Source organism: Microbacterium pygmaeum (assembly GCF_900100885.1).
Classification (GTDB): domain Bacteria; phylum Actinomycetota; class Actinomycetes; order Actinomycetales; family Microbacteriaceae; genus Microbacterium; species Microbacterium pygmaeum.
Window position 1 is genome coordinate 2,482,725 of record NZ_LT629692.1, and the last position, 22,952, is coordinate 2,505,676.

Here is a 22,952-nt window from a genome sequence, read left to right on the forward strand (position 1 = left end):
GTGATGGCCACTGCGATCGGCGGCTTGGCTGCACTGGGCGCGGTCGCGGTCGGGATCATAACGATGCTGGCGCGACGCATCGTCGGCGTCCGTCCGAGACGCCAGACCCTCATTGTGCGACGCGTCGGCGACGATATCGAGTTGACGCAGACAGATCTCACGCTTGCCGAGGGGAGTTACGGCCTATGGTTCGGAGAGCGCTTTGCCCAGCACGCGCTCATCGGTCCAGTTCTCTCGTCGGACGGGCGACGCGTGATTCGTCGTCTGCTTGAGACGACTGTGCCCATGAGTTCAGAGCCGTTTGCAGCCAAATGGACCGGCCACACGATGAGCGGACCCTGCGAGATCGATCCCAACTGGGAGGACGTTGTTGTGCCGCTTCGTGACGGCGAATCGGCACCGGCCTGGCTCTTCAGAGGAACGGCGGTCGACAAGGCTTGGGTGATCCACGTCCAAGGCATCCGCACCTCGAGACTCGTGACTCTGCGTTCTGTTGAGGTTGCGCATCAGGCTGGCCTGACTTCGATGGTGATCACATATCGAGGCTCGGGGGACGGGCCGCCGGTCTCCGCCTCAACCCTCGGGCAGCGCGAGTGGAGCGACCTTGCCGACGCGATCGCCTATGCGCGCTCGCATGGCGCGACGGCCGTGTACGTCGTGGCCTGGTCGATGGGTGCTGGGCTCTCGTTGGAACTTCTTCGCCGCGAGCCCGCGGCGATCGACCGTCTGGCTCTGATCTCGCCCGCCACCCAGTGGCGGCCGATCATTCAACATGGCGTGCATCGTGCGGGCCTACCCGCCACCGCAGCATCGCTGGTGATGTGGGCGCTCGGCTCTCGCGTCATCAGCCGACTGGTCGGGATGCCCGAGGCGCTCGACTTCAATACCCTCAACTGGGTGCATAACCTCGCGCTCGGCGTGCCGACGATACTGGTCCACTCGGATGGGGATCAAGAGATCCCCATCGCTCTCACGACTCGCTTCCTTGCTGCACACCCGCGCGTCACACTCGTGAAGACTGCTCCTGCTCCCCACGGTTGGGAAGCCAATGTGGACCCCGATCTGTTCCGGTCCGCCGTCCTGTCGTGGCTTGTTGGCGCGGCGCACCGCAACGTCGAAAGTCCGTGACGAATCCGCGCGCAGTCAACGCTGGTCAATACCTTCCGGCACGAACAAGCGCGGCGGTGCTCACGGAGCGCTCCTTGAGCAGCCAATCCGGGTCGCCCACACCCGGACCTTTCGCTGGGTCATGCACGCACAGTGACCAGTTCGTCCCAGTGCGTGGTCGCCCGTTTGGTGAGCATTTCCCGTTTCATCTGCCATTTCGGGCCCGGTCGCAATCCCGCGTAGCCGAGCCCGAGGGTGTCGTGGCCGGTCTTGCGTTGGATGCGTGCCATGAGGTCGGCGATGTGATGCTCTTCGTGGGCGTGGCGGAACATGTCGAGGGTTTGGTGTTCGTCGGCCTTGCGGAGGTCGGTGAGCATCATCCCGGCTTTCGCATACCGGACCCCGTCGGAGAGGTGGGGGAGGAGCGCGTGGGCGGCTTTGGTCAGCTGCACCGGGTCCGCGGTCGGCGTCGGCAGCCGCGCGACGGTCTGCGGGAAAAGGCTGCGTCGCCCACCGCCGCTTTCTGCCCGGTCGGAGTTGTCGAATGGGGAGACGGAAGCGAACGCGGTGAGCAGTTTCGCGACCTGCCCGTGCCGGACGAGTCGGGTGGCGGCGCGTTGAGCGTAGATGGACAAGACCTGCCGCATCTCCGCGACCGTGGTGATCTTCTCCCCGAACGAGCGGGACACGATCAGCTGCTGTTTCTTGCCGTCGTGGTTGGGTTCGGCGTCGATGCAGGGCACGCCGCGGACCTCGAGCGCGGTGCGCATCGTCACCACTGATGTGTTCTTTCGCACGATGGTCGGGTCCGCCGCGGCCAGGTGCGCGATCGAGCGAACGCCGATCGCATTCAGTCGCTTCTCGAGCCGGGAGGCGATGCCCCAGAGTTCGGAGACCGGGAGCCGTGCCATCAGCTGGTGCCGATCCTCTGTCGCAATGTCCGGCCATACGCAAACCCCGTCGAATGGGGCCGCCTTCTTGGCCCATTTGTTCGCGAGTTTCGCGGTGGTGCGGGTGTTCGCCACTCCGACGCAGACGGGGACGCCGACGAGTTTCGCGAGGGTGTCTTTGATCTCGCGCGCCCAGGTCTGCATCGCCCCGGGTTCCCGGACGATGTGCGGGGGGACGGTGAGGAATGCTTCGTCGATGGAGTAGATGTCGAGGTCGGCGGTGTAGCGAGACAGAACTTGCATGACTTTGGCGCTCATCGATCCGTACAGCTCGTAGTTCGAGCTGACCGCGATCACGCCGAGCCGCTGCGCGTACGGGCGGATCTTGAACCACGGCTCCCCGAGGTCCAGGCCCATCGCTTTCGCATCCCTACTGGCCGCGACCACCATCCCGTCATTGTTGGACAGGACGACGAGGGGGACCGTGGCCAGGTCGGGGCGGAAGATGCGTTCGAAGGATGCGTACGCCGAGTTCACGTCGACGTGGGCGAGCATCAGCGCCTGCGTGTCGGTACATTGCGATGTTCGTGTGTGCAATGTGCGCGTACGGACGTCCGTATAGCGTCGTGCATTCCATTCCCCTCGAACTGGTCGAACTCCCGGAAGCTACCGGTGAGTGCCGACATGTTCAGCAGGTGGCGTAGTCCTCCAGCCAGGGGAGTGGATCGGTGGCGGTGGTTCCATTGAGAAGCACTTCGAAGTGCAGGTGGGCTCCAAAGGAGCGGCCGGTGTCTCCGGTGCGGCCAATGTATTGACCGACGTCGACGGTGTCGCCAACCTCGACTTGTCGGGAGTCGTATTCCATATGGGCGTAGCGGGTCGAGACGAGCTGTCCATCGACGCGGTGATCGATAACGATGGTGACTCCGTAGGCTCCGCCGTTGTCGGTAGAGGTGGCGACGACTCCCTCGGCGATGGCTTGGATGTGAGCCCCGACGCCGGGAACGAAGTCGGTGCCCTCATGCATCTTGCCGTCGCGCATGCCGAACCCGTAGGTCATCGGAACACCGACCGCGTACGGCCATTGGATGGCGCAGTCGGGGTTGTTGGTGAACACCGCGCTGGAGTAGTTCATGATGCCCGCGGTTCCGGCCAGATCCACGAGGGTGGCGGTGGAGTAGCCGTCGCGGGTGATGACGGGAGCGGCCTGCGTCTGGCCGGGTGTGACGTACGCCTGGATGTCTTCGGACCGCGAACTGTCCACCGGGGCGGTTGCCGGTTCCGCGTGCTCGTGGGGGAGTGCTTCGGCGTCTACGGTCATCCCGATGGTCAGCAGCGCCACGAGGCCGAGGAAGTTCACAGACAAGAACAGCGCCCGCGCCCGAGAGTGCGGTTGGGGATGGGCCGGGCTCAGTGCGCGGTCCGTGTTGGACGCGAATGAGAGCGCAGAAGCGGACCCGGACTGCGCAGCCTGTTGTGGCGCGAACGAGAACAGGCGGGCCGCGGCCTCAAAGGCATCTAGCGGGGGTCCCGTGGGGGTGTGTGCACGGCCCGCGGGATCTTGCCTGGTTTCCTCGGAGGCGTATGCGCGGGTGCGGGCTTGCCGTCGGGTGAGGACGGCCTCGGGCTGTGTGGTCGCTGCGGGCGCGAGGGGCGCTTCGGCGCCAGTCGATGGTTTTCTCCGGGAACGCACGGGTGTCTGGTCGGTGGTGGGTGGATGAGTGAGCAAGCGTGGTCTCTTTCGGGTGAGCCGATTAGTTGGCTGCGGGAGGAGGGAGCAGGGTGAGTCCGCTGTCGTCGACGACGAGGATGTCTCCGGCGTCGGTGATGGCGATTGCTTGGGCGGAGCCGTGAACGGTTCCGACGTTTCGCCAGGTCGGATCACTGGCGCTGCTGGTCCAGATGGTCTCTTTGCTGTCCACGCCCACGAGCCGCTGATAGTCAGGCGACGCGGCCAGCGGATACAGGTTCGGTGCATCCGGCAACGGTGCAAATGTTGATCCGCGGTCGGTGCTGACGTGCAGCCCATCGGAGGTGGTGGCGATGATGCGGCCGGTGGTGTCCACGGCGATCGCGAAGACTTGCAGCCTGCTGCCGGTCGGGGTCCAGCTGACCCCACGGTCGGTGCTTGCCATCAGCACGTTGTTGTCGGTTGCTTGGGCGTAAGGGGTGCCGTCCGGGGCGGCGGTGAGGGCGTGGAAGTCTTTCTCCCCGGTGTACGCGACCGGGTCCCAGGTGGTGCCGCCGTCCCTGCTGCGGATGACGCCGAGGTTGTGGTCGCCGAGGTCGGTGGGTGTGCGGGTGCCGGGGTGACCGGAAGCGATGAGGTCTCCGCCCAGGGCGGTCAGGCCCATGGCGTCGAGGTTGTCGCTGCCGATGCTGGTGCCGAGTTTCCCGTCCGCGGTGGCGGTGTAGAGGCCGTCGTGTGTGCCGAGCAAGAACCCGTCACCGTCCGGGGAGGGCACGATCGCGTGCACGTGCGGCATTGTGTCCGCGTGGTCGGTGCCGGTAGTGGGTGGCGTGCCGGCCGCGCACCCGGTGAGGGTCAAAGTGAGAAGCGCGACGAGGCTTGCTGTCGCGCGCAGGGGAATGCGCATACGCACCCTTTTCGAGTCCGGGGTGAGGGACACCTGTTGCGGGTGCCCCTCACCGGGGGTGCGTCACAGCTGTCCGAGCAGCTCCTGCATGGTGGCGATCTCCGCGGTCTGCGTGTCGATGATGGTCTGAGCCATCCCGATCGCGTCCGTGTTCTGGCCGTTGTCGACCTCATTCTGCGCCATGGTGATGGCGCCCTCGTGGTGCATCGTCATCTCCTCGAGGAATAGGCGGGACGCCTCGGTGCCGGTGGCGGCGTCGAGGGTTTTCATGTCCTCGTCGCTCATCATCCCGTCACCGTGATCCATGCCGCCCATACCGCCCATGTCACTGTCGGCTCCCCACTCGTCCAGCCATCCCTGCAGCTGTTCGATCTCGGGCTGCTGGGCGGCTTTGATCTGCTCCGCGAGCGTGATCACTCCGGCGTCGATGCCGTCTTTGGCGAGGATCATGTCGGCCATCTCGACGGCCTGCTGGTGGTGCGGGATCATCATCTGCGCGAACATCACATCCGCGTCGTTGAACTCCGCCATCACCACGGACGGTGAGGCGCTGCTGCTGCTGCCGTGGTCCATGCCCGGCATGGAGCCGGAATCGGCGGTGTTGCCGGCACAGCCGGCAAGGGTGAGGGCGGTGGCCAGGGCCAGTGCGGCAGTCGCCGCGGTACGAATTCTCATCAGGGTTCTCCAAAAGGGGTACGTGAAAGGGTGCGCCTGGTCAGGGAGACCGGCGTGCGTCAGAGTGAGCCTGCGGCAGGGTGGCCGAGGCTCGGACACGTCACGTACGACTGATGCAGAGAGCGGTGAGAGAAGGAGGGCGAAGACCCGGGATGCCGGGCGGCGAGACTACGGGCGGTCCCGGTCGAGGAAGAAGCGCGAGCCACTGGCGGACCGCGGCCGGGCGGGCCAAGAGCAGCACCGTCGCCAGTAGTGCGAGGACGCACGCCATCGCGAACATGCTCGAGTGGTCTGATCCGCAGTCCGCGCACCCGTCATCCACCGCGGTGGTCGCCGCAGCGTGAGAGTCGGTGCTCATATCGGCGGGGTCGGCGGCCATGGTGGCGTGGTGGCCGGTTTCCGCGGCGGTGTGGGTGTTGAGGGAGTGCATGGCCAGCAGGCCGACGATGACCGCGCCGGTGAGAGCGATCAGCAGCAGCAGCGTGCGGGCCATAGAGCGGCCGGCCCGCAGTTGTTCTGTCAGTGCGATCAGCGACATGTCACCTCCCTCGTCGTTCCACGGTACGACACCCCGCTCAGTTGCGGCGAATGACGGACTCCGGGCTGAGGTCCAGTCGCCGCAGCAGTTGGGCGTTGAGGGCGACCACGATGGTGGACAGCGACATCAGGATCGCGCCCACCGACATGGGCAGCACGAACCCGATGGGAGCGAGCACCCCTGCAGCCAGCGGCACGGAAAGGAGGTTGTAGCCGGCTGCCCACCACAGGTTCTGTGTCATCTTCCGGTAGCTCGCCCGAGAAAGCTCGATCACTGACACCACCGACCGGGGGTCGTCGCTCGCGAGGATCACCCCGGCAGAAGCGATCGCGACATCGGTGCCGGCGCCGATCGCGATACCGACGTCCGCCTGGGCAAGGGCGGGCGCATCGTTCACCCCGTCGCCGACCATCGCGACCTTACGTCCCTCGCCCTGCAGTTGCTTCACCTTGGAGGCCTTGTCCTCCGGGCGGACTCCAGCGAAGTACCGGTCGATGCCCAGCTCTGTGGCTACGGACGCGGCGACGGCTTCCGCGTCACCGGTGATCATGACCACCTGCACGCCGCGGCCTTGCAGCGCGGTTACGGCCTCTCGGGATTCGGGGCGGATCTCATCCGCAAGCCGCAACGCACCCGCCACGGCTCCGTCAACGAGGACGTGCAAGATGATCGCGCCTTCCCCCCGCCACTCGTCGGCGATGGGCAGCTCGCTCGCCCCTTCTTGCTCGAGGAGGTACGGGCCACCGACCTGCACGGTGCGCCCGTCGACCAGCGCCCGAACACCGACCGCGGGTGAGGACGCGAAGTCGCTGGAACGCGGGACGGTGAGCTGGCGCTCTTTCGCGGCGTTGACGATCGCGCGGGCCAGGGGGTGCTCGGAGTCCGTTTCGGCGGCGGCTGCCAGGGAGAGGAGCTCGTCGGGGTTGATGCCCGCCGCGGGGTCGATGGCGGTGACGGCGGGGGTGCCCTTGGTGAGGGTGCCGGTCTTGTCGAACAGGACCGTGTTGACGGTGCGCATGCTCTCCAACGCCAGCCGGTCCTTGACCAGCACACCTGCCTTGGCGGCGCGTTCGGTGGCGATGGAGACCACCAGCGGGATTGCCAGCCCGAGGGCGTGGGGGCACGCGATTACCAGCACCGTGATGGTGCGAACGACAGCATCATCCGGGAAGCCCAGCAGCGTCCAGGCGATCGCGGTCATCGCGGCAGCGCCGAGGGCGAACCAGAACAGCCACCCGGCGGCACGGTCCGCGAGGCGCTGCGCACGGGAGGAGGAGTTCTGCGCCTCGGTGACCAGCTTCTGGATCCCGGCGAGAGCGGTGTCGGCACCGACCGCGGTGATCTCCACCCGCACCCCGGAGTCGGTGGCCACGGTCCCGGCGATTACCGGGTCGCCGTCGCTCCGACGCACCGGGCGGGACTCTCCGGTGATCATCGACTCATCCATGCTTGCCGAGCCCTGCACGATCCGTCCATCCGCCGGTACTCGCCCGCCGGGGCGGACCACGACCACGTCCCCGACGAGCAGATCCGCGGGAGCGACGTTCACGGTGGTGTCGCCGTCGACCTTCTCGGCCTCGTCGGGGAGGAGTGCGGCGAGGGAGTCGAGGGCGGAGGTGGTTTGGGCGAGGGAGCGCATTTCGATCCAGTGGCCCAGGAGCATGATGACGATCAGCAGCGCCAGCTCCCACCAGAAGTCCAGCTCGTGGTCCAGCACGCCGAGGCTCGCACCCCAGGACGCGACGAACGCGACCGTGATCGCCAGGGCGATCAGCAGCATCATCCCGGGCTTGCGGGCGCGGAGCTCACTGACCGCGCCGGTGAGGAACGGGGCGCCACCCCACACGTACATCACCGTGCCCAGCACCGGGGAGACCCACCCGACCCATGCGGCATCCGGCAGCTGGTACCCGAGCAGCATCGAGAACATCATCGAGAACCCGACGACCGGGACAGCGAGGATCAGCATGATCCAAAACAGCCGCCGGAACCGGGCCACATGGTCACCGTGGCCCCCGTGGTCGGCGTGCCCGTGATCGGAGTGCCCCGCTGCCGGCGCCTGGGCGTCATCGTGACCGGCATGGCCCATCGCGGCGTGGTCGTGCGCGGTGGCAGTCGCAGCGGCGTGATCGCTGTGGTTCACAGGGTGGGAAGAGTGATCGTGCTGGGTCATCAGAGCCTCCTTCGTTGCGTGGCGTCGAAGTGTTAGACCGAGGTGGCGGCCAGGGTGTAGCCGGCCTCTTGCACGGCTGCTTTCACCGCAGAGCTGCTGATCGGGGTCGAGCTGTTGATCGTGACGCGTGATGCGCCGCCGGGGTGTAGTTCGACGGTGACGTTCTGCACGCCCTCGATACCGGTGATCTCTTCGGTGACGCTGGATACGCAGTGCGCGCACGTCATTCCTGACACCAGCACGTCTTCGGTCACTGCTGGCGTCGCGTTGGCAGGGAGATCGGCGGGGGCAGAGGTCGTTGTGGCGCAGCAGGAGCAACCAGCGCTGCTGGTGTCTTTCAGGCCGAGGTCGATGCGGTCAGTCATGGTGTGTTCTCCGATACGGGGGTGGGTGGTTTAGGAGCGGACCAGACGCGCGATCGCGTCGTTGGCTTCACGGATCTTCTCTGCAGCGACCTGGCCGCCCTCAGCGGATGCCTCGGCGACGCAGTGGCGAAGGTGATCGCCGAGCAGGGACAACGCGACCGTCTCGAGCGCCTTCGTCGCGGCCGAGACCTGCGTGAGGATGTCGATGCAGTACTTGTCCTCATCGACCATCCGCGAGATGCCGCGCACCTGACCCTCGATGCGCCGCAGCCGCTGCTGCAGGTCGTCCTTGTTGCTGTCGTAACCGTTCACGTACATACCGTACCCCCCTAGGGTATGCAACGAGCCTCCGAACTGTGTATTCCATCGCGAAGTTGACGGACACCTGCCTTTGACATAGTCGTATCTGCGTATGAGCGTAGATAAGCAATCATGCGGGTATTGTCCGGATAGTTCCTATGTGGAGCTCGCCGTGGAGGTGTTCGGAATGCTGGCAGACGCCACCCGCGTGCGGATCATCCTCGCTCTACAAAATGCGCAGGAGCTGTCGGTGAACAGCATCGCGGAGGCGGTCGACAAGTCGCCGGCCGGGGTGTCGCAGCATCTAGCCAAGCTGCGGCTGGCCCGCATCGTTGCGACCCGTCAGGAAGGGCAGAAAGTGTTCTACCGCTTGGAGAACGAGCACGCTTCCCGGCTGGTCGCCGACGCCATCTTCCAAGCCGAACACTCGCTCGGTGGCACCCCCCGCCACCACCACGCGGACCGAGTCAGCGAATGACAACCGGCCACGAACGCGACCACAAGGACCCGCACCACGATCACTACCACCTGCAGGGGGATCACGATCATGGCGGCGATCACAGTCATCCGACTGGTCTGAAGGGGTTCGTGTACGGCCTGTTCGTGCCGCACTCGCATGATGCCGCGGACTCGATCGATGACGCGATGGAAGCGAATAGCTCCGGTATCCGCGTGTTGAAGATCAGCCTCCTCATCCTGCTGGCAACGACCATCCTCCAGGCGGCGGTCGTCATCTTCAGCGGTTCCGTCGCGTTGCTCGCCGACACCATCCACAACTTCTCCGATGCACTCACCGCTGTACCCCTCTGGGTGGCGTTCATCCTCAGCCGGCGCGCCGCATCCCGCCGCTATACCTACGGGCTGGGCCGCGCGGAAGATCTCGCGGGCTTGTTCATCGTGTTCGTCGTCGCGCTGTCCGCGATTATCGCCGCCTGGCAGTCCATCGACCGCATCATTCACCCGCAGCAGATCGGCAACATCGGTTGGGTGATAGCCGTCGCAATCATCGGCTTCCTCGGCAACGAAATCGTAGCCGTATACCGGATCCGCGTCGGCCAGCGCATCGGCTCCGCCGCGCTCGTCGCGGACGGCATCCACGCCCGCACGGACGGATTCACGTCCCTGGCCGTCGTTGCCGGTGGGGTGGGTGTGCTGCTCGGCGTCCCGCTGGCTGACCCGATCGTCGGGTTGATCATTTCTGCCGCGATCTTCGTCCTCCTCATCGGCACCGTCCGAAGCGTGGGCCGCCGCCTGCTCGACGGCGTAGAACCCGAGCTGGTCGACAAAGTTGCGCACGCCCTCGACCACGTCGACGGCATTGACCGAGTCGACCGGATCCGTTTGCGCTGGAACGGGCACCGCCTTGAGGGAGACGCGATACTCACCGTCGATGCCACCGCCTCGCGTGAACAGCTTGACGCGATCAGCGCCGACGCGAACCGCAACGTTCGCGCTCACCTTCCCAATGTGGACGAGTTCCTCGTCAGCACACATAGTGCCTCGGACACGCACCCTCCTCATTGACCCGCGACGTCGCGGGCGTTGATTGGTGCGGTTCGTCGCGAGCTTGAAGTGGCCGGGGCAGATTGGCAACTCTCAGAGGTGTCTTAGTCGCGTCTTTCTAGCGTCCGTGCTGTGACGGAAACAGTGAAGTCGGCCAGAGTCGCCGCGGGGCGCACCATGTTGAGCAAGGTTCCAGAGATCACGGTGTGGTTTTGGATCATCAAAATCCTTTGCACAACAGTGGGTGAGAGTTTCGCGGACTGGATCAACATGACGTTGGGTGTGGGTCTCGAGCTGACCTCGCTGATCTTCACCGTGGTGCTCGTCGTCGTTCTCGCGGTGCAGCTGTCACTGCGCCGGTACGTTCCGTTCGTGTACTGGCTCACGGTCGTGGTGCTCAGCGTCACCGGCACCCTGTACACGGATATCCTCACCGACAACCTGGGGGTGCCCCTTGCTGTCAGCACCACCGTGTTCGCCGGCACCCTCGCCGTTGTGTTCGGGATCTGGTGGGCCAGCCAACGGACCCTGTCGATCCACAGCATCAAAACCACCCCGCGTGAGCTGTTCTACTGGCTGGCCATCCTGGTCACCTTCGCGCTGGGCACCGCGTCCGGCGACTGGATTCTCGAACTCACTGGGTGGAGCCCCGGCATCTCCGTCCTGCTCCCGGCCGGGCTGATCGTCGCCGTGTTCGCCGGGTGGCGGATGGGCGGCAACGCGGTCCTAGCGTTCTGGCTCGCCTACATCCTCACCAGACCCTTAGGCGCCAGTCTTGGCGACTGGCTCGGATTCCCCACTGACCAGCAGGGTCTGGGCTTGGGGGTTGCCGTAACCAGCATCATCTTCCTGACCGCGATCCTCGGCACGGTCATCTACCTCAGCGTCTCCCGCGCCGACACCATCACTGCCAGCAACAGCACCACAGCAGCGCCGGTGACCAGTAAGAAGCGCGAGCGACGGGTGCTCGTCTTTTACGGGATCGTCGCGGCAGTCACGGTTGCGTTGCTGGTGTGGGCATCCGCGCAGCCTCACTCGGTCGCGGCCGCCAGCGAGGGTGAAGGCCCAGCCACGACGGTCACCTTGGTTCCGGGAACATCGGCCACCGCGAAGTTCCCGGCCTCCGATGTGACAACGTTTCGGACAATTACCGCGGACGCACTGGCGATGATCCAGGCCGGGGACGAGGCGGGAGCAACGGCACGGATCGCAGATCTGGAGAAGACGTGGGACGACGCACAGCCGGCCCTGCAGCCGCTGGATGACACGGGGTGGACGTTCATCGACGGGCAGATCGATACCGTCCTCACCACACTACGAGCGAGCGCCCCCGACACTGCCGCGGAAACTCAGTCGCTCACCACCCTGCTGGACACCCTCAAATGAGCGCATTGACGCCCCGCCCATCCGGCCGCAGGCCGTCGGGCCGATGCCGGGAACGCACCCCCATCACCAGCTCCGCCACCATCGCAACCTGCGCCGGGCTACTCCTGGCAGCCGTGTACCTGTTAATCGAGGTGCTCGCGGCGATCGCGGACGACGAGTCTCTTCTCGACGCCCGGGTTACCTAGCCGCGAGGTCAGGCGGGGGCGCCCGTTTCCCGGCGTGCTGCTTTCCACACCGCGCGGGCGGCGTCGGCGTTGAGGAGTCCGATGCCGACACCGACGATGATGTCCAACCACCCGGTGGCGAACCGGAAGGTCAGCACCCCCACAATGATGATTGCGACGTTCGCGAGGGCGTCGTTGCGGGCGGACAGCCACGCGGCCTTGGTGAGGCCGCCGCTGTGGTGGCGATGCCGGACCAGCAGGAGTGCCGCCGTCAGGTTGACAGCCAGCGCACCCAGAGCGGTCATCGTCAACGGCAGCGGGTCGGGCGGGTAAGGGTCGAACGCCTTGGCGATGGCGGCCCAGATCGTCGCGATCGCCGGGATCAAAATCACGAAAGCCAAGAAGGATCCGACCGCGCGGCGTGGGCTTGCCGTCCACATCAGCGCCGTAAAGATGAGGAGGTTGATCAGAGCATCCTCGAGGAAGTCGACACTGTCCGCGAAAAGAGACACCGATCCGATGGACAGGGCGACGCTGAACTCGACGAAGAAGTACCCCAAGTTGAGCAGTGCAACGACGAGTAGGACCCGCCGCAGTGTGTCCACAACGATCATCGTGACAGCACCCACCTCTGAGACGAACGAGCGCTGCTCGTGGCAGACGGAGTGGCGGCCGGACATTTGGAGAAGTGTCCGGCCGTCGTGAGGGGCAGCGTCAGTTGCCGGTCGACGCTCCTGCGTCGTCGTTGGTCTCGACATCGGTGTCCGCCGCGCCCGGGGTGTCGTCGTTCGTCTCCGCGTCCGTGTCAGCGGCCCCGTCGTCGTTGGTTTCGACGTCGGTGTCCGCCGCGCCCGGCGTGTCGTCGTTGGTCTCGACATCGGTGTCCGCGGACGTAGAGGCGGAAACGCTCGGGGCGGTAGGGATGGCGGCGGCTTGCGCGGGCAGGCTCATCACGAGCCCTCCCGCAGCTATCGCGAGAGCTGCCACCCCCACCCCGCTACCGATCATGATCTTCTTGGAGCGCATGGTTCCGTTCCTTCCTGTTGGTGTTACTGGGGAAGGAATCATCCCGCAGGCGCTGTAAGAAGCCACCAAGAATTCGTCTCCGCAACGCGGAGTGGGGTTTCTGTGCGGATTCTTAGTGCCAGGTGGGGAGCCTGTCACGATGAAAAGCCCCCGCTCGTTGTCGCCTTCCGTCGTCAGTGTGTCGATGTTGGCGACGTTCGCCGCGGTCGTTGTCGCCGGTCTTTTCATTGCCGGATCACCGGCGTGGAGTGCCGGGGAGATGCAGCTCGTCATCGCCGTAAACAGCGTTCACAACATCGTTTTCGACGCGGTTGCCCACTCGATCAACCTGGTGTTCGGACCCACATTCGCTCTCGTGGTGACGGCAAGCACAGTTGTTGTCGTCACGGTGTTAGCGCGGTCCTGGGTGGCGGCGGTGCGAGTGTTGGTGCTGATCGCGATCCCGTGGGCGGTCACGGATCTGGTCAAGGTCATCGCCGGTCGCGCACGACCGGATTCATCACTGCTGAGCTATCCGACGGGGGTGGAACCGGTCACGTTCAGCTATCCGAGCGGTCACACCGCGTTCGCTGCCGCGTGGGTGCTCGCGCTGGTGGTGGTTCTGTCCGGTTGGCGTTTCCGGGGCGTGGTCGTCGCCGGGGCGCTGGTCGTCATGATTCTCACCGGCTGGTCTCGGGTGTACCTGGGCGCGCACTATCCGACCGATGTGCTTGCCTCCCTCCTGCTGGCCCCCGTCCTGACCTTCGGCGTCGCGTTCCTGATGGCACGGATGCCACTGTTTGCCCCCGCCCGCGACGTGCCCGCTGTGGCGCAACAGCCGGGGTCAGGTCGCTGAGTCTGACGGGTTTGTCGACCTGATCATGGAGGATGCTCGTGAGGGCGGGCAGAGAAGGGAGCGGACGCGCGTGAGTACGACAGAGACGACAACGAGGCCGCGGCTCCTGCTGGTAGAAGATGACCCGCAGCTGGGTCCACTGATGGTGCGCGTCCTCGAGGAGGTGTACGACGTCACCCTCCACAGCGATGGCGGGGTGGCGCTCGACGCCGCCCAGGACGGCCGGTTCGAGGTAATGATCGTGGACCGCCGCTTACCGACTGTGGACGGAATCTCGATTGTGGAAACCCTTCGCCGCAGCGGCGTGCACACCCCGATGCTGATCCTCACCGCTCTGGGCAGCATCCAAGATAAGGTGCGCGGGCTGGATGCCGGCGCCAACGACTACCTCGTGAAACCGTTCGAGTTCGATGAGCTCTTCGCCCGACTCCGCGCGATCCGCCGGGTCAGCAACGGAGAAGGCCCGTTCGTTCGCGTCGGCGAATGGGAGTTCTACCCCGACTCCCGCGCCATCTACTCCCCGTACGACGGGCGCACAATACTGACCGATCGAGAAAGTGAGCTGCTGAAACTCCTCGCTGTCCACCCCGACAAAACCTTCACCAGAGACGAGATCCTCCGCACCGTGTTCACTACCGGCGACACCCCCGGCACCGTCGACACATACGTGCACTACCTGCGCCGCAAAACCGATGCCGACATCATCACCACCGTCCGCGGCCGCGGCTACCGGCTAGGACAGCTGTGACCCGGGCGCCCAAGACCCGTGATCCTGACGCGCAGCTCGTCCGGGCAGCGTCCCGCAGAGTCGGGATCTGGATCACTATCGCCGTCTCTGTGTTGGTCCTGGCGGTTCTCGTTGCCACGCTCCTGGTCGTGTTCAGCCAGATCCCGCCGTCCCAGCTGTTCCGCCCCGGGCGGCACGAAACGACTGTCGACATCGAAGGCGTCGACATCGTCATCGGCGCGATCCTCGTCGGCGTCGGCGCTATCGCCCTCGCCGGCACAATCGCGCTGCTGGTCACCCGACGCGCTGTCGCGCCCCTCGTGGACGCTCTGCGCCGTCAACGTCGTTTCGTCGCCGACGCCTCCCACGAACTCCGCACACCCCTGGCGATCCTCGACGCACGCCTCCAAGTGCTGCAACGGGCGACCAACGCAGACGACCCGAACGCGGAGCTCATCGCGCAACTCCGCGGCGACTCCCACGCACTAGGCGCTGTCGTCACCGACCTGCTGGACTCAATTGACGCCACTGCGGGGGAAACCCCAGTACCAGTCCAGGTGGACGGGTCCGTTCAGGCTGCGGTCACCGCGATGAGGATGCTCGCCCGGGACCGCAGCGTCGACATCGCCGCAACCCCCACCCCAACCGATGTCGCCGTCGCGATCCCGGAGGCCAGCCTCCACCGCACCCTAGTGGCGCTGCTCGACAATGCGATCAAACACTCGCCACCCTCCGTTGTGACCGTCACCACATCGGCGACGCGCACTACCGTGACTATCACCGTCTCCGACCAGGGGCCCGGGATCCGCGGGATCGATCCGCAGCGGGTCTTCGACCGGTTCGCACGCTCCTCCGACGCCGTCGACGGAGGCGGCACTGCACGCACCGGCTTCGGCATCGGCCTGGCCCTCGTCCACGACACCATCACCCGCTACGGCGGAACAGCGACCGTCAGTAACACCTCACCGGCCGGCACCAGCATCACCCTCACACTGCCACGATCCAAGCGCTAACCACCCACCGGGCGTGCGGCGGGCGTACACAGCCCCACGGCGTAGCGTTCCCCATGACGGTCCAAGGAGCACACCCATGAGCATTCATCCCGCGAGCATCCCCAGCCCGGACCCGGCATGGGCGAGCTTCCAGCTCGGCCCGCTCACCATCCACACCTACGCGCTCTGCATCATCGCCGGCATCATCGCTGCCGTCCTGATCACCGACCGCAGGCTCCGGCGGCGCGGCGTCGCACCCTGGACCGTCATCGACGTCGTCCTGTGGGTGGTCCCCCTCGGCATCATCGCCGCCCGGTTCTATCACGTGTTCACCCACGTCTCGGACTACTTCTACCCCGGCGCGAATCTGTGGAACGTGTTCGCGATCTGGGACGGCGGCAACGCCATCTACGGCTCTCTGATCGGCGGTGCGATCGGCGCCTACATCGGATGCCGCCGCGCCGGGCTCCGCTTCTGGACCTTCGCCGACGCCCTCGCCCCCGCGCTCCTCGTCGCACAAGCCATCGGCCGGCTCGGGAACTACGTCAACCAAGAACTCTTCGGAAACCCCACCACCTTGCCCTGGGGGCTTGAGATCCTCCCCTCGGCCCCGATGTTCCCCGATGGCCTGCCCGCCGGGACCCTGTTCCACCCGCTGTTCCTCTACGAGATGATCTGGAACTTGATCGGCGCTGCCGTCATCGTCCTTCTGGAGCGCCGCTTCACTCTCGGCTGGGGGCGAAGCCTGGCGATCTACCTGATCTGGTACGGCATCGGCCGCAGCGGACTCGAAGCGATCCGCATCGACCCCAGCAGCGACGCGCCCCTCGGCATCCCCGCCAATATCTGGGCATCGATCGTCGTCGCCCTCATTGGGGTCGCACTCTTTGTCATCCAGACCATCCGCCACCCCACCCCAGAACCCTCGCCGTCCCTGGGAAGCCGCAGCGCCCCTGTCTCACTCCGCGGGGACGTGAGCCCCTCCCAATCAATCGACAGCGACACCGCTCAGCATTTGCGGTAACAGGCGAACGCAATTTCCGCAGCCCCGACCAGTCCGCATCCGCGGTCCGAGCCTCAGGGCACGACTCAGAGAAATTTTGCGCGGCCTATCTTGCCGGTACATTGCGATGCTCGCGTGTGCAATATGCGCACCCGCTCTGGTTCGAAGTGGCGAGCATCTCGCTCCCTGAGGTCGTCGTCAGAACTGACACCGAAAGCTACCCGATAGCGACGACACAGCTCAGTGGTGGAGTCCCTTGCCGTTATGCATCCGCGCGAGACTTGTGCACGCGATTACACATGAACAATTCGGAGATGGCCGCGGTCTGGGCGGGCCTGATGGCCAGCGCCTGCTGATGCGTTTGACAGACCCAACTGCAACTTCGCAACCGAGAGAGACTTACGGTAACTCTGACGGCAGGAACCTTCCTTCGGTGCGATCAAACGAGTGTCGTGACGTGCTGCAGCACGAGGTCTCGAAGCTCCCGGACCCCGGAGATGTCCCAGTTGTCGGGGTCGGGGAATTCCCATTCGACGAGTCGTCCGGTCACCGGCCCGGGGAGAGTGAGGCGGGGCTTCATGGTGACGACGATGTCCGCCGCGGCCAGGTCTGCCGTGGTGACGGCGCGCGGGACGGCTGCGCTGGTGTCGATGCCCAACTCCCCGAGCGCTTCGGCGATTACCGGGTTGATGTGCTCCGCGGGTGAGAGTCCGCCGCTGGTCGCGTTGACGCGCCCTGGGGCGACGTGCTCGAGGAGGTGTGCGCCGAGTTGGGAGCGGCCGGCGTTGTGCTGGCAAATGAACAGCACGGTCGGTGGGGTGCTCATGCGAGGATTCCCGCAGGCGCGAGGGCGCGGGACCAGGCTTGGGTCGCGACCTGGACGGCATCCCACGGCGATCCAAGCGGCGGCGTGTAGGACAGGTCGAGGTCCGAGATCTGCTCGACGGTGAGCCCGGCAAACAAGGCGGTGGAATAGGTGTCGACCCGTTTCGCGGTCTCGGTGCCGAGCCGCCCGACGAGCTGCGCGCCGAGCAGCAGCCCGGTGTCGGTGTCGCCGGTGATCCGGATGCCGATCGGCTGGGCGCCCGGGTAGTAGCGCTTGTGGTCATCCGCCGCGGTCTGCGTGGTGGCGGGGTGGTAACCGGCGGCGATGGCTTCGTGTTCACGGAGGCCGGTGCGGGCGGCGACGACGTCGAAGACTTTCACGACCTGGGTGCCGACGGATCCGGCGAACCGGGCGGTCCCGCCGAGCGCGTTCTCCCCGGCAACGCGACCCTGCTTGTGCGCGGTGGTGCCCAGCGGCAGGTAGGTGAGGCCGAGCAGGCGGTGGTGGGTGGTGACCCCGTCGCCGGCGGCGAAGACGTGCGGGAGACCGGTGCGCATCTGCTCGTCGACCACGACCGCCCGTCCTGCGCCGAGGGTCGCGCCGGCCTGCTCGAGGAGGCTGGTGTTGGGGCGGACGCCGACGACCGCGAGGACGAGATCGGCGGTGTGGGTGACGGGCTGCCCGTCGTGCTCCGCGTGCACGACCAGCCCGGTGGGGGTCTTCTCGACGCCGCGGACGGTGGTGTGGGTGTGGACGGTGACGCCGTGCTCGACCAGTTCGGCGTGCACGATCGAGGCGAGCTCAGGGTCGAGGGTGGAGAGGACTTCGGGGCCACGTTGCAGCTGCGTGACCTGGATGCCGCGGCCGGTGAATCCTTCGGCCATCTCGAGGCCGACGTAGCCGGCTCCGATGATGATCGCCGTCTTCGGGTCGCGTTCGGTGAGGTGCTCCTCCAACGCGAACGTGTCGCCCATCGAGTGGATCACGTGGACCCCATCCTCAGGGGTGAGCTGCTCCAAGCCTGCGATCCCGGCAAAGGCGGGTAGGGCGCCGGTGCCGACGACCAGTTCGTCGTAGGCGATCTGCGACTCGATGCCGGCGCTGTCGCGGACGGTGAGGCGCTGCCCGGCGACGTCGATCGAGGTGGCGAGCGTGTCGAGTCGAAGGCGCATGCCGGTGGCTTCGAGGTCGGCGTGGGTGCGGTGCGCGAGGGACTGCCAGGGCTTCACGTCGCCGGAGAAGAAGTACGGGATGCCGCAGATGGAGTAGTTCGGGTAGGCATCGGCGACGACCACGGTGACCTCGACCGAAGGGTCGAGCTCGCGGGCGCGGAGGGCGGCGGAGATGCCGGCGTCGCTGCCGCCGATAGCAACAAGATGCGTCATGAGGAGTCCTTCTCAGAGTCGGTGAGGGTGTGGGAAACGGTCAGGTCATCCGCCGAGGTGGCGGCGTGCGGGAACAGCAGCAAAGCCAGGAAAATCCCGATGACGGCGCCGAGGAATTGGGCGGCCAGGAACGGGAGGACGGAGGCGGGTGCGATGCCGGCGAACGTGTCGGTGAAGACACGTCCGATGGTCACGGCCGGGTTGGCGAACGAAGTGGAGCTGGTGAACCAGTACGCGGCGCCGATGTAGGAGCCGACCGCGGCGGCGATCACCGGGGTGCTGCGATGCGCACGGGCCAGCCCGATGATCAGCAGCACCAGCCCCGCCGTCGCGACGATCTCCGCCAGGAACGTCTCCGGGGTGGCCCGGTTGGTGGTGGAGATCGCGATCGGGGTGGCGAACATGGCGTTGGCGAGCACCGAGCCGCCGATCCCGCCGACGACCTGCGCGACGACGTAGAGACCCAGCAGCGTGAGCGGGAGGCCGGTGCCGTGTCGGCGCCCGAGGATGGTGTCGGCGAGGGAGACGACGGGGTTGAAGTGCGCCCCGGAGACCGGACCGAGGAGCAGGATCAGCACACCCAAGCCGAGGGCGGTGGCGATCGAGTTCTCCAGCAGCTGCAGTCCCGGGTCGGTGGAGAGCCGGGAAGCGGCGATGCCGGAACCGACCACGACCGTCACCAGCAGACCGGTGCCGAGCAGCTCAGCGCCGGCGCGGCGCAGCACGGTGATCATGTTCATGGGGTCCTCATCTTGACGAACCGACTATAGCTCAGTCAAAATTGAGGCAATGAACGATGAGCGAACGTCTCTGGAAGTGCGGGCCGCGAAGCATGCGGCTCTGGCTGACCCTGCCCGGCTGCGGATGCTGGACCTGCTCACGTTCGGAGACCTGTCGCCCACGGAGCTGCAGGCGGAGCTTGCCGGGATGACCTCGAACCTGCTCGCGCATCACCTGAACGTGCTCGAGCGGGAAGGGATCGTCTCTCGCGGCCGGTCTGAGGGCGACGGGCGGCGGACGTATGTCCGCCTCAACCCTGGCGCTTTGCTCGAGCTGGGATCCTTCGCGACGGCGGGAGCAGAGCGTGTCGTGTTCGTCTGCTCCGCGAACTCCGCCCGCTCGCAGCTCGCGCAAGCGCTGTGGAACGACGTGAGCGAGATTCCGGCGATCAGTGCCGGCACGCATCCCGCTGATCGCGTCGCAGCCGGCGCTGTCGCGGCGGCTGCTCGTCATGGGCTGGACCTGACCGAGGTCGTGCCGAAGCAGGTCGCCGGTCTCCTGCGAGACACGGACTTCGTGATCACGGTCTGCGACCGGGCGCATGAAGAATTCCCGGTCGGGGCGGTGCATTGGTCGGTGCCGGATCCGCTGCCGGCGTCAACAGATGCGGCATTCGAGGCCGCCTTCGCTGACCTGGCCGCACGGGTGACCCGGTTGGCGCCGAGGATGCTCGCCCTCACCTGATCTCCCCGGTTGACCTTCGAGTGGGGTTGAAGGTTTATGGTCGGGGCATGTCTTTGAGGATCGCGGAAGTGTCCCAGCGCAGTGGGGTGCCGGCCTCGACGTTGCGCTATTACGACCAGATCGGCCTGGTGCCCACCGGTCGCGAGGGCAACGGGTATCGGGCGTATCCAGAGGATGTGCTGGACCGGTTGCGGTTCATCGACGCGGCCCGCCGGCTGGATCTGCCGCTATCCGAGATCGGAGAGTTGCTGCGGCCGTGGGAATCCGACGCGTGCGCGTCGGTGAAAGCCCGACTGCGACCGAGCCTTGATGAGCATCTCGAGCGAGTTGAGGAGACCATTGCGGGCCGGTCCGGGCTGCGCGACGCGCTCTGGGCGGCGAGGGCCCACCTGGATGAGCTGCCCGACCGGGAGGAGCGTTGCGATCCGTCCTGCGCATTTCTGCTGACCGAACCTGGCCCGGTGGTGGCGTGCAGCCTGGGTGACGGCCAGGCTGAGCAGATCACCGCGTGGCGGACGCTGTTATCCGACGGGCAGGTGGAGCGCACGGCGGGTGGGGTGCGGTGCGTGCTGCCCATCGGCCGTCTCTCGGAGGCTGCCGTGCTGGCTGCCGCGGAGCAGGCCTGCTGCCCGTTCTTCGGGTTTGAGATGATCCTCCGCGGTGAGTCGTTCACGCTGACCATTCGCTGCCCCGACGATGCCCTCCCGCTGCTGCAGGACCTGACTGGGCTTTCCCTGGTCCCGGCGTGACCGGCGCTCCTCGCGCGCAATTGTGGGCGGAGCGTCACCAGATCGTCCTGTATCTCGTCGCGATCGCCGTAGGCCTGATCGTTGGGGCGCTGATCCCGGCTGCGCACGAGCTGGAGGTGGCGATTAGCCCGGCGATCGGGGTGCTGCTGTATGTGACATTCCTCGGAGTGCCGTTCACGCGCCTCGCCGACGCGTTCCGCGACGCCAGGTTCCTGACCACGCTGCTCTTGCTGAACTTCGTGATCGTCCCGGTGATCGTGTTGGCCCTGTCCCGGTTGGTCGCGGGAGAGGCAGCGTTGCTGGTCGGGGTGCTGCTGGTGCTGCTGACCCCGTGTATCGACTATGTGATCGTATTCACTGGCATCGCCGGCGGCGCGCACGACAAACTCATCGCCGCAGCACCGCTGCTGATGATCGCTCAACTGCTGCTGCTCCCCGTCTATCTCACGGTCCTCGCCGGGCCAGGCGTGCTGGAGGGCATGGAGATCGCCCCGTTCCTGGAAGCGTTCGTGTTCCTCATCGTGATCCCGTTGCTGTTGGCTGCGCTCACCCAGTGGGTAGCCCCCAGAGTGCGGTGGGTTGCCGCGGTCGAACTGGGAGCGGTCGGGGTGATGGTGCCGCTGATGATGATCACCCTGTTCGTCGTGGTCGCCTCCCAGGCAGGGCTCGTCCTGGCCAATCTCCCCGGCCTCGCGACGGTCATCCCGATTTATGTCGTGTTCCTGATCGTGATGGCCTTTGTCGGGGCCGGGACCAGCCGGATCGCCCGACTCGATGTCAAAAGCGCCCGGGCGGTGACGTTCTCCGGCGCGACCCGCAACTCCCTGGTGGTGCTGCCCTTGGCGCTTGCGCTGCCTGCCGAGCTGGCGCTCGTTCCCGCGGTCGTGGTCGCGCAGACCCTCGTGGAACTGATCGGGATGACCATCTACGTGCGTGTCATCCCGCGCCTGATCCCAGCCCGCCGCGGCTAGTTCGATGACTCGTCGACCCCGTTACGGGTGGAGCGGCGTTCGATCAGAACCGTGTCCCGCCAGCGGCCGGCGTGCGGGCCGTGCTGCGACCGGGCAACCCGCTCCCGGGTGCCGATGACCCGGAACCCCGCGGCCTTGTGCAGACGGAGACTGGCGGTGTTCTCGGGGAAGATGCTGGATTGGATCGTCCAATAGCCGCCGTCGTCGGCCGCGGTGATGAACGCGTCTAGCAGCAACCGTCCGATGCCTTCCCCACGCGCCTCGGGGTGCACGTAAACGGAGTGCTCGATCACCCCCTGGTAGGCCGCCCGGTGAAGCCACCTTCGAGACCGCCACCCCCACCTGGGAGCAGTTCGACACCGGCAAGATCACCGACGCACGCCTGGTCGCTACGAGCGAGGACGGGGCCGTCCTGGGTTGGGCTGCCGCCTCCCAGGTCTCCGCCCTCTCACCCGAAATCGCCCCGCCGATTGGAGACACAAGCAGCGCGATGAGCGCGGCGATGTCGGTCGGACGCGATTGTCCGCTCTTGCCTACCTCGACCGCCAAGGATGGCGACTCGGACACGATGCTCGGGCTGATCGCGTTCACAGAAACTCCCGAGCCGACGAGGGAATCAGCGAGATTCTTCGCCACGATGATGAGCGCGGCGTTGCGCACCGAACCGGTGATGTTGCCGGTGAGAAAGGCGTTCTGGCCGCTCACGCCGACAATGCGACCGTATCCCGCGTCCCGCATGTCAGGAATTACGGCATTGGCAACTCGCAAGAACGTCATCGCCTTTGCATCCACGGCCGCCAGCACCTGGATTGGGTCTGCATTGTGCGCAGGGTCAAGCGTGCGGGCGCTCGGAGCAGCTGCGACGACGAGCCCGTCGAGCCGGCCGTAGTCGTCGTCGATTTGACGGAGACCGCGCGAGACCGACTCGTCGTCCGCAGCATCCATCGTGATGCCGTCCGGTGCATTGCGAGACGCGGGCACAGCGATCGCTCCCTCATCGCGTAACCGCGCGACGACCGCGCTTCCAATGAGGCCGTGACCGCCTACGACCAGGATGACTCTTTCCCGCAGTTGAAGATCCACGCGGTCACCGTACCGCGTGGAATCCAGAGTTGCGCTCGATATGTCGCCCCCGCTCGCGTGCGGCGGAGGCCCACGTATTGTCGGCGCGGCGCGGCTCAATGGCGCCAATGATCATGCGCAGTCTGCTGGCTGCAGCGCCGAATGCTAGTCGGTGAGGCGCAACGCGGGCACGAAATCGGGAGCTGTACAGCTT

The 22,952-nt window shown here is 66.2% G+C and carries 24 protein-coding genes and 1 pseudogene; 11 read left to right on the forward strand and 14 right to left on the reverse strand.

Features of this window, described 5'->3' with window-relative positions; all coding sequences use genetic code 11:
* Window positions 1-3: 3 nt before the first annotated feature.
* Complete coding sequence (locus BLT19_RS11905) at window positions 4-1,128, forward strand: alpha/beta hydrolase family protein (protein ID WP_157681855.1); 1,125 nt, start codon at window positions 4-6, stop codon at window positions 1,126-1,128.
* Between the two features lie 119 nt (window positions 1,129-1,247).
* Here the strand turns inward: BLT19_RS11905 and BLT19_RS11910 are convergent, their stop codons facing one another.
* From BLT19_RS11910 to BLT19_RS11945, 8 genes are all read right to left on the reverse strand, one after another.
* On the reverse strand, window positions 1,248-2,552 hold the full coding sequence (locus tag BLT19_RS11910; RefSeq protein ID WP_091490456.1) for a Y-family DNA polymerase: 1,305 nt from the start codon (window positions 2,550-2,552) through the stop codon (window positions 1,248-1,250).
* A gap of 133 nt (window positions 2,553-2,685) precedes the next feature.
* The gene (locus tag BLT19_RS11915; RefSeq protein ID WP_231917886.1) at window positions 2,686-3,357 is read right to left on the reverse strand and encodes a M23 family metallopeptidase; all 672 of its coding nucleotides are present in this window, start codon (window positions 3,355-3,357) and stop codon (window positions 2,686-2,688) included.
* A 394-nt stretch (window positions 3,358-3,751) separates the two neighbouring features.
* Window positions 3,752-4,627 (reverse strand): F510_1955 family glycosylhydrolase, encoded by an 876-nt coding sequence (locus tag BLT19_RS11920; protein ID WP_231917640.1) that lies wholly within the window; start codon window positions 4,625-4,627, stop codon window positions 3,752-3,754.
* Between the two features lie 30 nt (window positions 4,628-4,657).
* On the reverse strand, window positions 4,658-5,269 hold the full coding sequence (locus tag BLT19_RS11925) for a DUF305 domain-containing protein (RefSeq protein ID WP_091490459.1): 612 nt from the start codon (window positions 5,267-5,269) through the stop codon (window positions 4,658-4,660).
* Window positions 5,270-5,369: 100 nt separating this feature from the next.
* Window positions 5,370-5,807: a DUF6153 family protein gene (locus BLT19_RS11930; protein ID WP_091490461.1), complete on the reverse strand. Its 438-nt coding sequence runs from the start codon at window positions 5,805-5,807 to the stop codon at window positions 5,370-5,372.
* Between the two features lie 37 nt (window positions 5,808-5,844).
* Window positions 5,845-7,980, reverse strand: coding sequence for a heavy metal translocating P-type ATPase (locus BLT19_RS11935; protein ID WP_091490463.1), 2,136 nt, complete (start codon window positions 7,978-7,980; stop codon window positions 5,845-5,847).
* 32 nt (window positions 7,981-8,012) lie between these two features.
* A complete protein-coding gene (locus tag BLT19_RS11940; RefSeq protein WP_091490466.1) occupies window positions 8,013-8,345 on the reverse strand; it encodes a heavy-metal-associated domain-containing protein in 333 nt (110 codons plus the stop codon).
* A 30-nt stretch (window positions 8,346-8,375) separates the two neighbouring features.
* Window positions 8,376-8,657 carry a metal-sensitive transcriptional regulator gene (locus BLT19_RS11945; RefSeq protein WP_091493920.1) on the reverse strand — a complete coding sequence of 94 codons (282 nt, stop codon included), beginning with the start codon at window positions 8,655-8,657 and terminating at the stop codon, window positions 8,376-8,378.
* 100 nt (window positions 8,658-8,757) lie between these two features.
* Between BLT19_RS11945 and BLT19_RS11950 the strand changes: the two genes are divergently transcribed.
* From BLT19_RS11950 to BLT19_RS11960, 3 genes are all read left to right on the forward strand, one after another.
* A complete protein-coding gene (locus BLT19_RS11950) occupies window positions 8,758-9,123 on the forward strand; it encodes an ArsR/SmtB family transcription factor (protein WP_172825626.1) in 366 nt (121 codons plus the stop codon).
* A complete protein-coding gene (locus BLT19_RS11955) occupies window positions 9,120-10,169 on the forward strand; it encodes a cation diffusion facilitator family transporter (protein ID WP_091490471.1) in 1,050 nt (349 codons plus the stop codon). The genes BLT19_RS11950 and BLT19_RS11955 overlap by 4 nt, the downstream gene beginning before the upstream one ends.
* 111 nt (window positions 10,170-10,280) lie before the next feature.
* Window positions 10,281-11,534, forward strand: a complete 1,254-nt coding sequence (locus BLT19_RS11960; protein ID WP_231917642.1) for a COG4705 family protein — start codon at window positions 10,281-10,283, stop codon at window positions 11,532-11,534.
* Window positions 11,535-11,727: 193 nt separating this feature from the next.
* On the opposite strand, the gene BLT19_RS11970 is transcribed toward BLT19_RS11960, so the two are convergent.
* Together BLT19_RS11970 and BLT19_RS11975 are read right to left on the reverse strand one after the other, a co-directional pair.
* Entirely contained in the window at window positions 11,728-12,312 is a 585-nt protein-coding gene (locus BLT19_RS11970) for a cation transporter (protein WP_091493927.1), read from the reverse strand.
* A 100-nt stretch (window positions 12,313-12,412) separates the two neighbouring features.
* The gene (locus tag BLT19_RS11975) at window positions 12,413-12,724 is read right to left on the reverse strand and encodes a hypothetical protein (RefSeq protein WP_091490477.1); all 312 of its coding nucleotides are present in this window, start codon (window positions 12,722-12,724) and stop codon (window positions 12,413-12,415) included.
* A 139-nt stretch (window positions 12,725-12,863) separates the two neighbouring features.
* Between BLT19_RS11975 and BLT19_RS11980 the strand changes: the two genes are divergently transcribed.
* The 4 genes from BLT19_RS11980 to lgt all read left to right on the forward strand — a co-directional run bounded on the left by BLT19_RS11980 (window position 12,864) and on the right by lgt (window position 16,302).
* Window positions 12,864-13,559, forward strand: a complete 696-nt coding sequence (locus tag BLT19_RS11980; RefSeq protein WP_091490481.1) for a phosphatase PAP2 family protein — start codon at window positions 12,864-12,866, stop codon at window positions 13,557-13,559.
* 25 nt (window positions 13,560-13,584) lie between these two features.
* Entirely contained in the window at window positions 13,585-14,307 is a 723-nt protein-coding gene (locus BLT19_RS11985; protein WP_091493930.1) for a response regulator transcription factor, read from the forward strand.
* Window positions 14,304-15,299 carry a sensor histidine kinase gene (locus BLT19_RS11990; RefSeq protein WP_091490483.1) on the forward strand — a complete coding sequence of 332 codons (996 nt, stop codon included), beginning with the start codon at window positions 14,304-14,306 and terminating at the stop codon, window positions 15,297-15,299. The genes BLT19_RS11985 and BLT19_RS11990 overlap by 4 nt, the downstream gene beginning before the upstream one ends.
* Before the next feature lie 76 nt (window positions 15,300-15,375).
* Window positions 15,376-16,302 (forward strand): prolipoprotein diacylglyceryl transferase, encoded by a 927-nt coding sequence (lgt, locus tag BLT19_RS11995; RefSeq protein WP_091490485.1) that lies wholly within the window; start codon window positions 15,376-15,378, stop codon window positions 16,300-16,302.
* A gap of 418 nt (window positions 16,303-16,720) precedes the next feature.
* Here lgt and BLT19_RS12000 read toward each other — a convergent pair whose 3' ends face one another.
* The 3 genes from BLT19_RS12000 to BLT19_RS12010 are packed head-to-tail and all read right to left on the reverse strand — an operon-like array spanning window position 16,721 to window position 19,232.
* Window positions 16,721-17,107 carry an arsenate-mycothiol transferase ArsC gene (locus tag BLT19_RS12000; RefSeq protein WP_091490488.1) on the reverse strand — a complete coding sequence of 129 codons (387 nt, stop codon included), beginning with the start codon at window positions 17,105-17,107 and terminating at the stop codon, window positions 16,721-16,723.
* Window positions 17,104-18,492, reverse strand: a complete 1,389-nt coding sequence (locus tag BLT19_RS12005; protein ID WP_091490491.1) for an FAD-dependent oxidoreductase — start codon at window positions 18,490-18,492, stop codon at window positions 17,104-17,106. Before BLT19_RS12005 ends, BLT19_RS12000 begins: the two co-directional genes overlap by 4 nt.
* The gene (locus BLT19_RS12010; RefSeq protein WP_091490493.1) at window positions 18,489-19,232 is read right to left on the reverse strand and encodes an aquaporin; all 744 of its coding nucleotides are present in this window, start codon (window positions 19,230-19,232) and stop codon (window positions 18,489-18,491) included. Before BLT19_RS12010 ends, BLT19_RS12005 begins: the two co-directional genes overlap by 4 nt.
* 49 nt (window positions 19,233-19,281) lie before the next feature.
* Between BLT19_RS12010 and BLT19_RS12015 the strand changes: the two genes are divergently transcribed.
* Genes BLT19_RS12015 through BLT19_RS12025 form a run of 3 tightly spaced genes read left to right on the forward strand, consistent with a single transcriptional unit; the run spans window position 19,282 to window position 21,676 of the window.
* Entirely contained in the window at window positions 19,282-19,956 is a 675-nt protein-coding gene (locus BLT19_RS12015) for an arsenate reductase/protein-tyrosine-phosphatase family protein (protein ID WP_091490495.1), read from the forward strand.
* A gap of 47 nt (window positions 19,957-20,003) precedes the next feature.
* On the forward strand, window positions 20,004-20,705 hold the full coding sequence (locus BLT19_RS12020) for a MerR family transcriptional regulator (RefSeq protein ID WP_091490497.1): 702 nt from the start codon (window positions 20,004-20,006) through the stop codon (window positions 20,703-20,705).
* On the forward strand, window positions 20,702-21,676 hold the full coding sequence (locus tag BLT19_RS12025; RefSeq protein ID WP_091490500.1) for an arsenic resistance protein: 975 nt from the start codon (window positions 20,702-20,704) through the stop codon (window positions 21,674-21,676). Before BLT19_RS12020 ends, BLT19_RS12025 begins: the two co-directional genes overlap by 4 nt.
* Here the strand turns inward: BLT19_RS12025 and BLT19_RS18275 are convergent.
* Window positions 21,673-22,759: pseudogene (locus tag BLT19_RS18275) on the reverse strand (SDR family oxidoreductase). The gene BLT19_RS12025 and the pseudogene BLT19_RS18275 overlap by 4 nt on opposite strands.
* Window positions 22,760-22,952 lie beyond the last annotated feature (193 nt).

Coding starts and splice junctions, on each gene's coding strand:
- BLT19_RS11905 (WP_157681855.1), top strand. CDS start 4: ATGGCCACTGCGATCGGCGGCTTGGCTGCACTGGGCGCGGTCGCGGTC.
- BLT19_RS11910 (WP_091490456.1), bottom strand. CDS start 2,552: ATGCTCGCCCACGTCGACGTGAACTCGGCGTACGCATCCTTCGAACGC.
- BLT19_RS11925 (WP_091490459.1), bottom strand. CDS start 5,269: ATGAGAATTCGTACCGCGGCGACTGCCGCACTGGCCCTGGCCACCGCC.
- BLT19_RS11930 (WP_091490461.1), bottom strand. CDS start 5,807: ATGTCGCTGATCGCACTGACAGAACAACTGCGGGCCGGCCGCTCTATG.
- BLT19_RS11935 (WP_091490463.1), bottom strand. CDS start 7,980: ATGACCCAGCACGATCACTCTTCCCACCCTGTGAACCACAGCGATCAC.
- BLT19_RS11940 (WP_091490466.1), bottom strand. CDS start 8,345: ATGACTGACCGCATCGACCTCGGCCTGAAAGACACCAGCAGCGCTGGT.
- BLT19_RS11950 (WP_172825626.1), top strand. CDS start 8,758: ATGAGCGTAGATAAGCAATCATGCGGGTATTGTCCGGATAGTTCCTAT.
- BLT19_RS11955 (WP_091490471.1), top strand. CDS start 9,120: ATGACAACCGGCCACGAACGCGACCACAAGGACCCGCACCACGATCAC.
- BLT19_RS11970 (WP_091493927.1), bottom strand. CDS start 12,312: ATGATCGTTGTGGACACACTGCGGCGGGTCCTACTCGTCGTTGCACTG.
- BLT19_RS11975 (WP_091490477.1), bottom strand. CDS start 12,724: ATGCGCTCCAAGAAGATCATGATCGGTAGCGGGGTGGGGGTGGCAGCT.
- BLT19_RS11980 (WP_091490481.1), top strand. CDS start 12,864: ATGAAAAGCCCCCGCTCGTTGTCGCCTTCCGTCGTCAGTGTGTCGATG.
- BLT19_RS11985 (WP_091493930.1), top strand. CDS start 13,585: ATGGAGGATGCTCGTGAGGGCGGGCAGAGAAGGGAGCGGACGCGCGTG.
- lgt (WP_091490485.1), top strand. CDS start 15,376: ATGAGCATTCATCCCGCGAGCATCCCCAGCCCGGACCCGGCATGGGCG.
- BLT19_RS12000 (WP_091490488.1), bottom strand. CDS start 17,107: ATGAGCACCCCACCGACCGTGCTGTTCATTTGCCAGCACAACGCCGGC.
- BLT19_RS12005 (WP_091490491.1), bottom strand. CDS start 18,492: ATGACGCATCTTGTTGCTATCGGCGGCAGCGACGCCGGCATCTCCGCC.
- BLT19_RS12010 (WP_091490493.1), bottom strand. CDS start 19,232: ATGAACATGATCACCGTGCTGCGCCGCGCCGGCGCTGAGCTGCTCGGC.
- BLT19_RS12015 (WP_091490495.1), top strand. CDS start 19,282: ATGAACGATGAGCGAACGTCTCTGGAAGTGCGGGCCGCGAAGCATGCG.
- BLT19_RS12020 (WP_091490497.1), top strand. CDS start 20,004: ATGTCTTTGAGGATCGCGGAAGTGTCCCAGCGCAGTGGGGTGCCGGCC.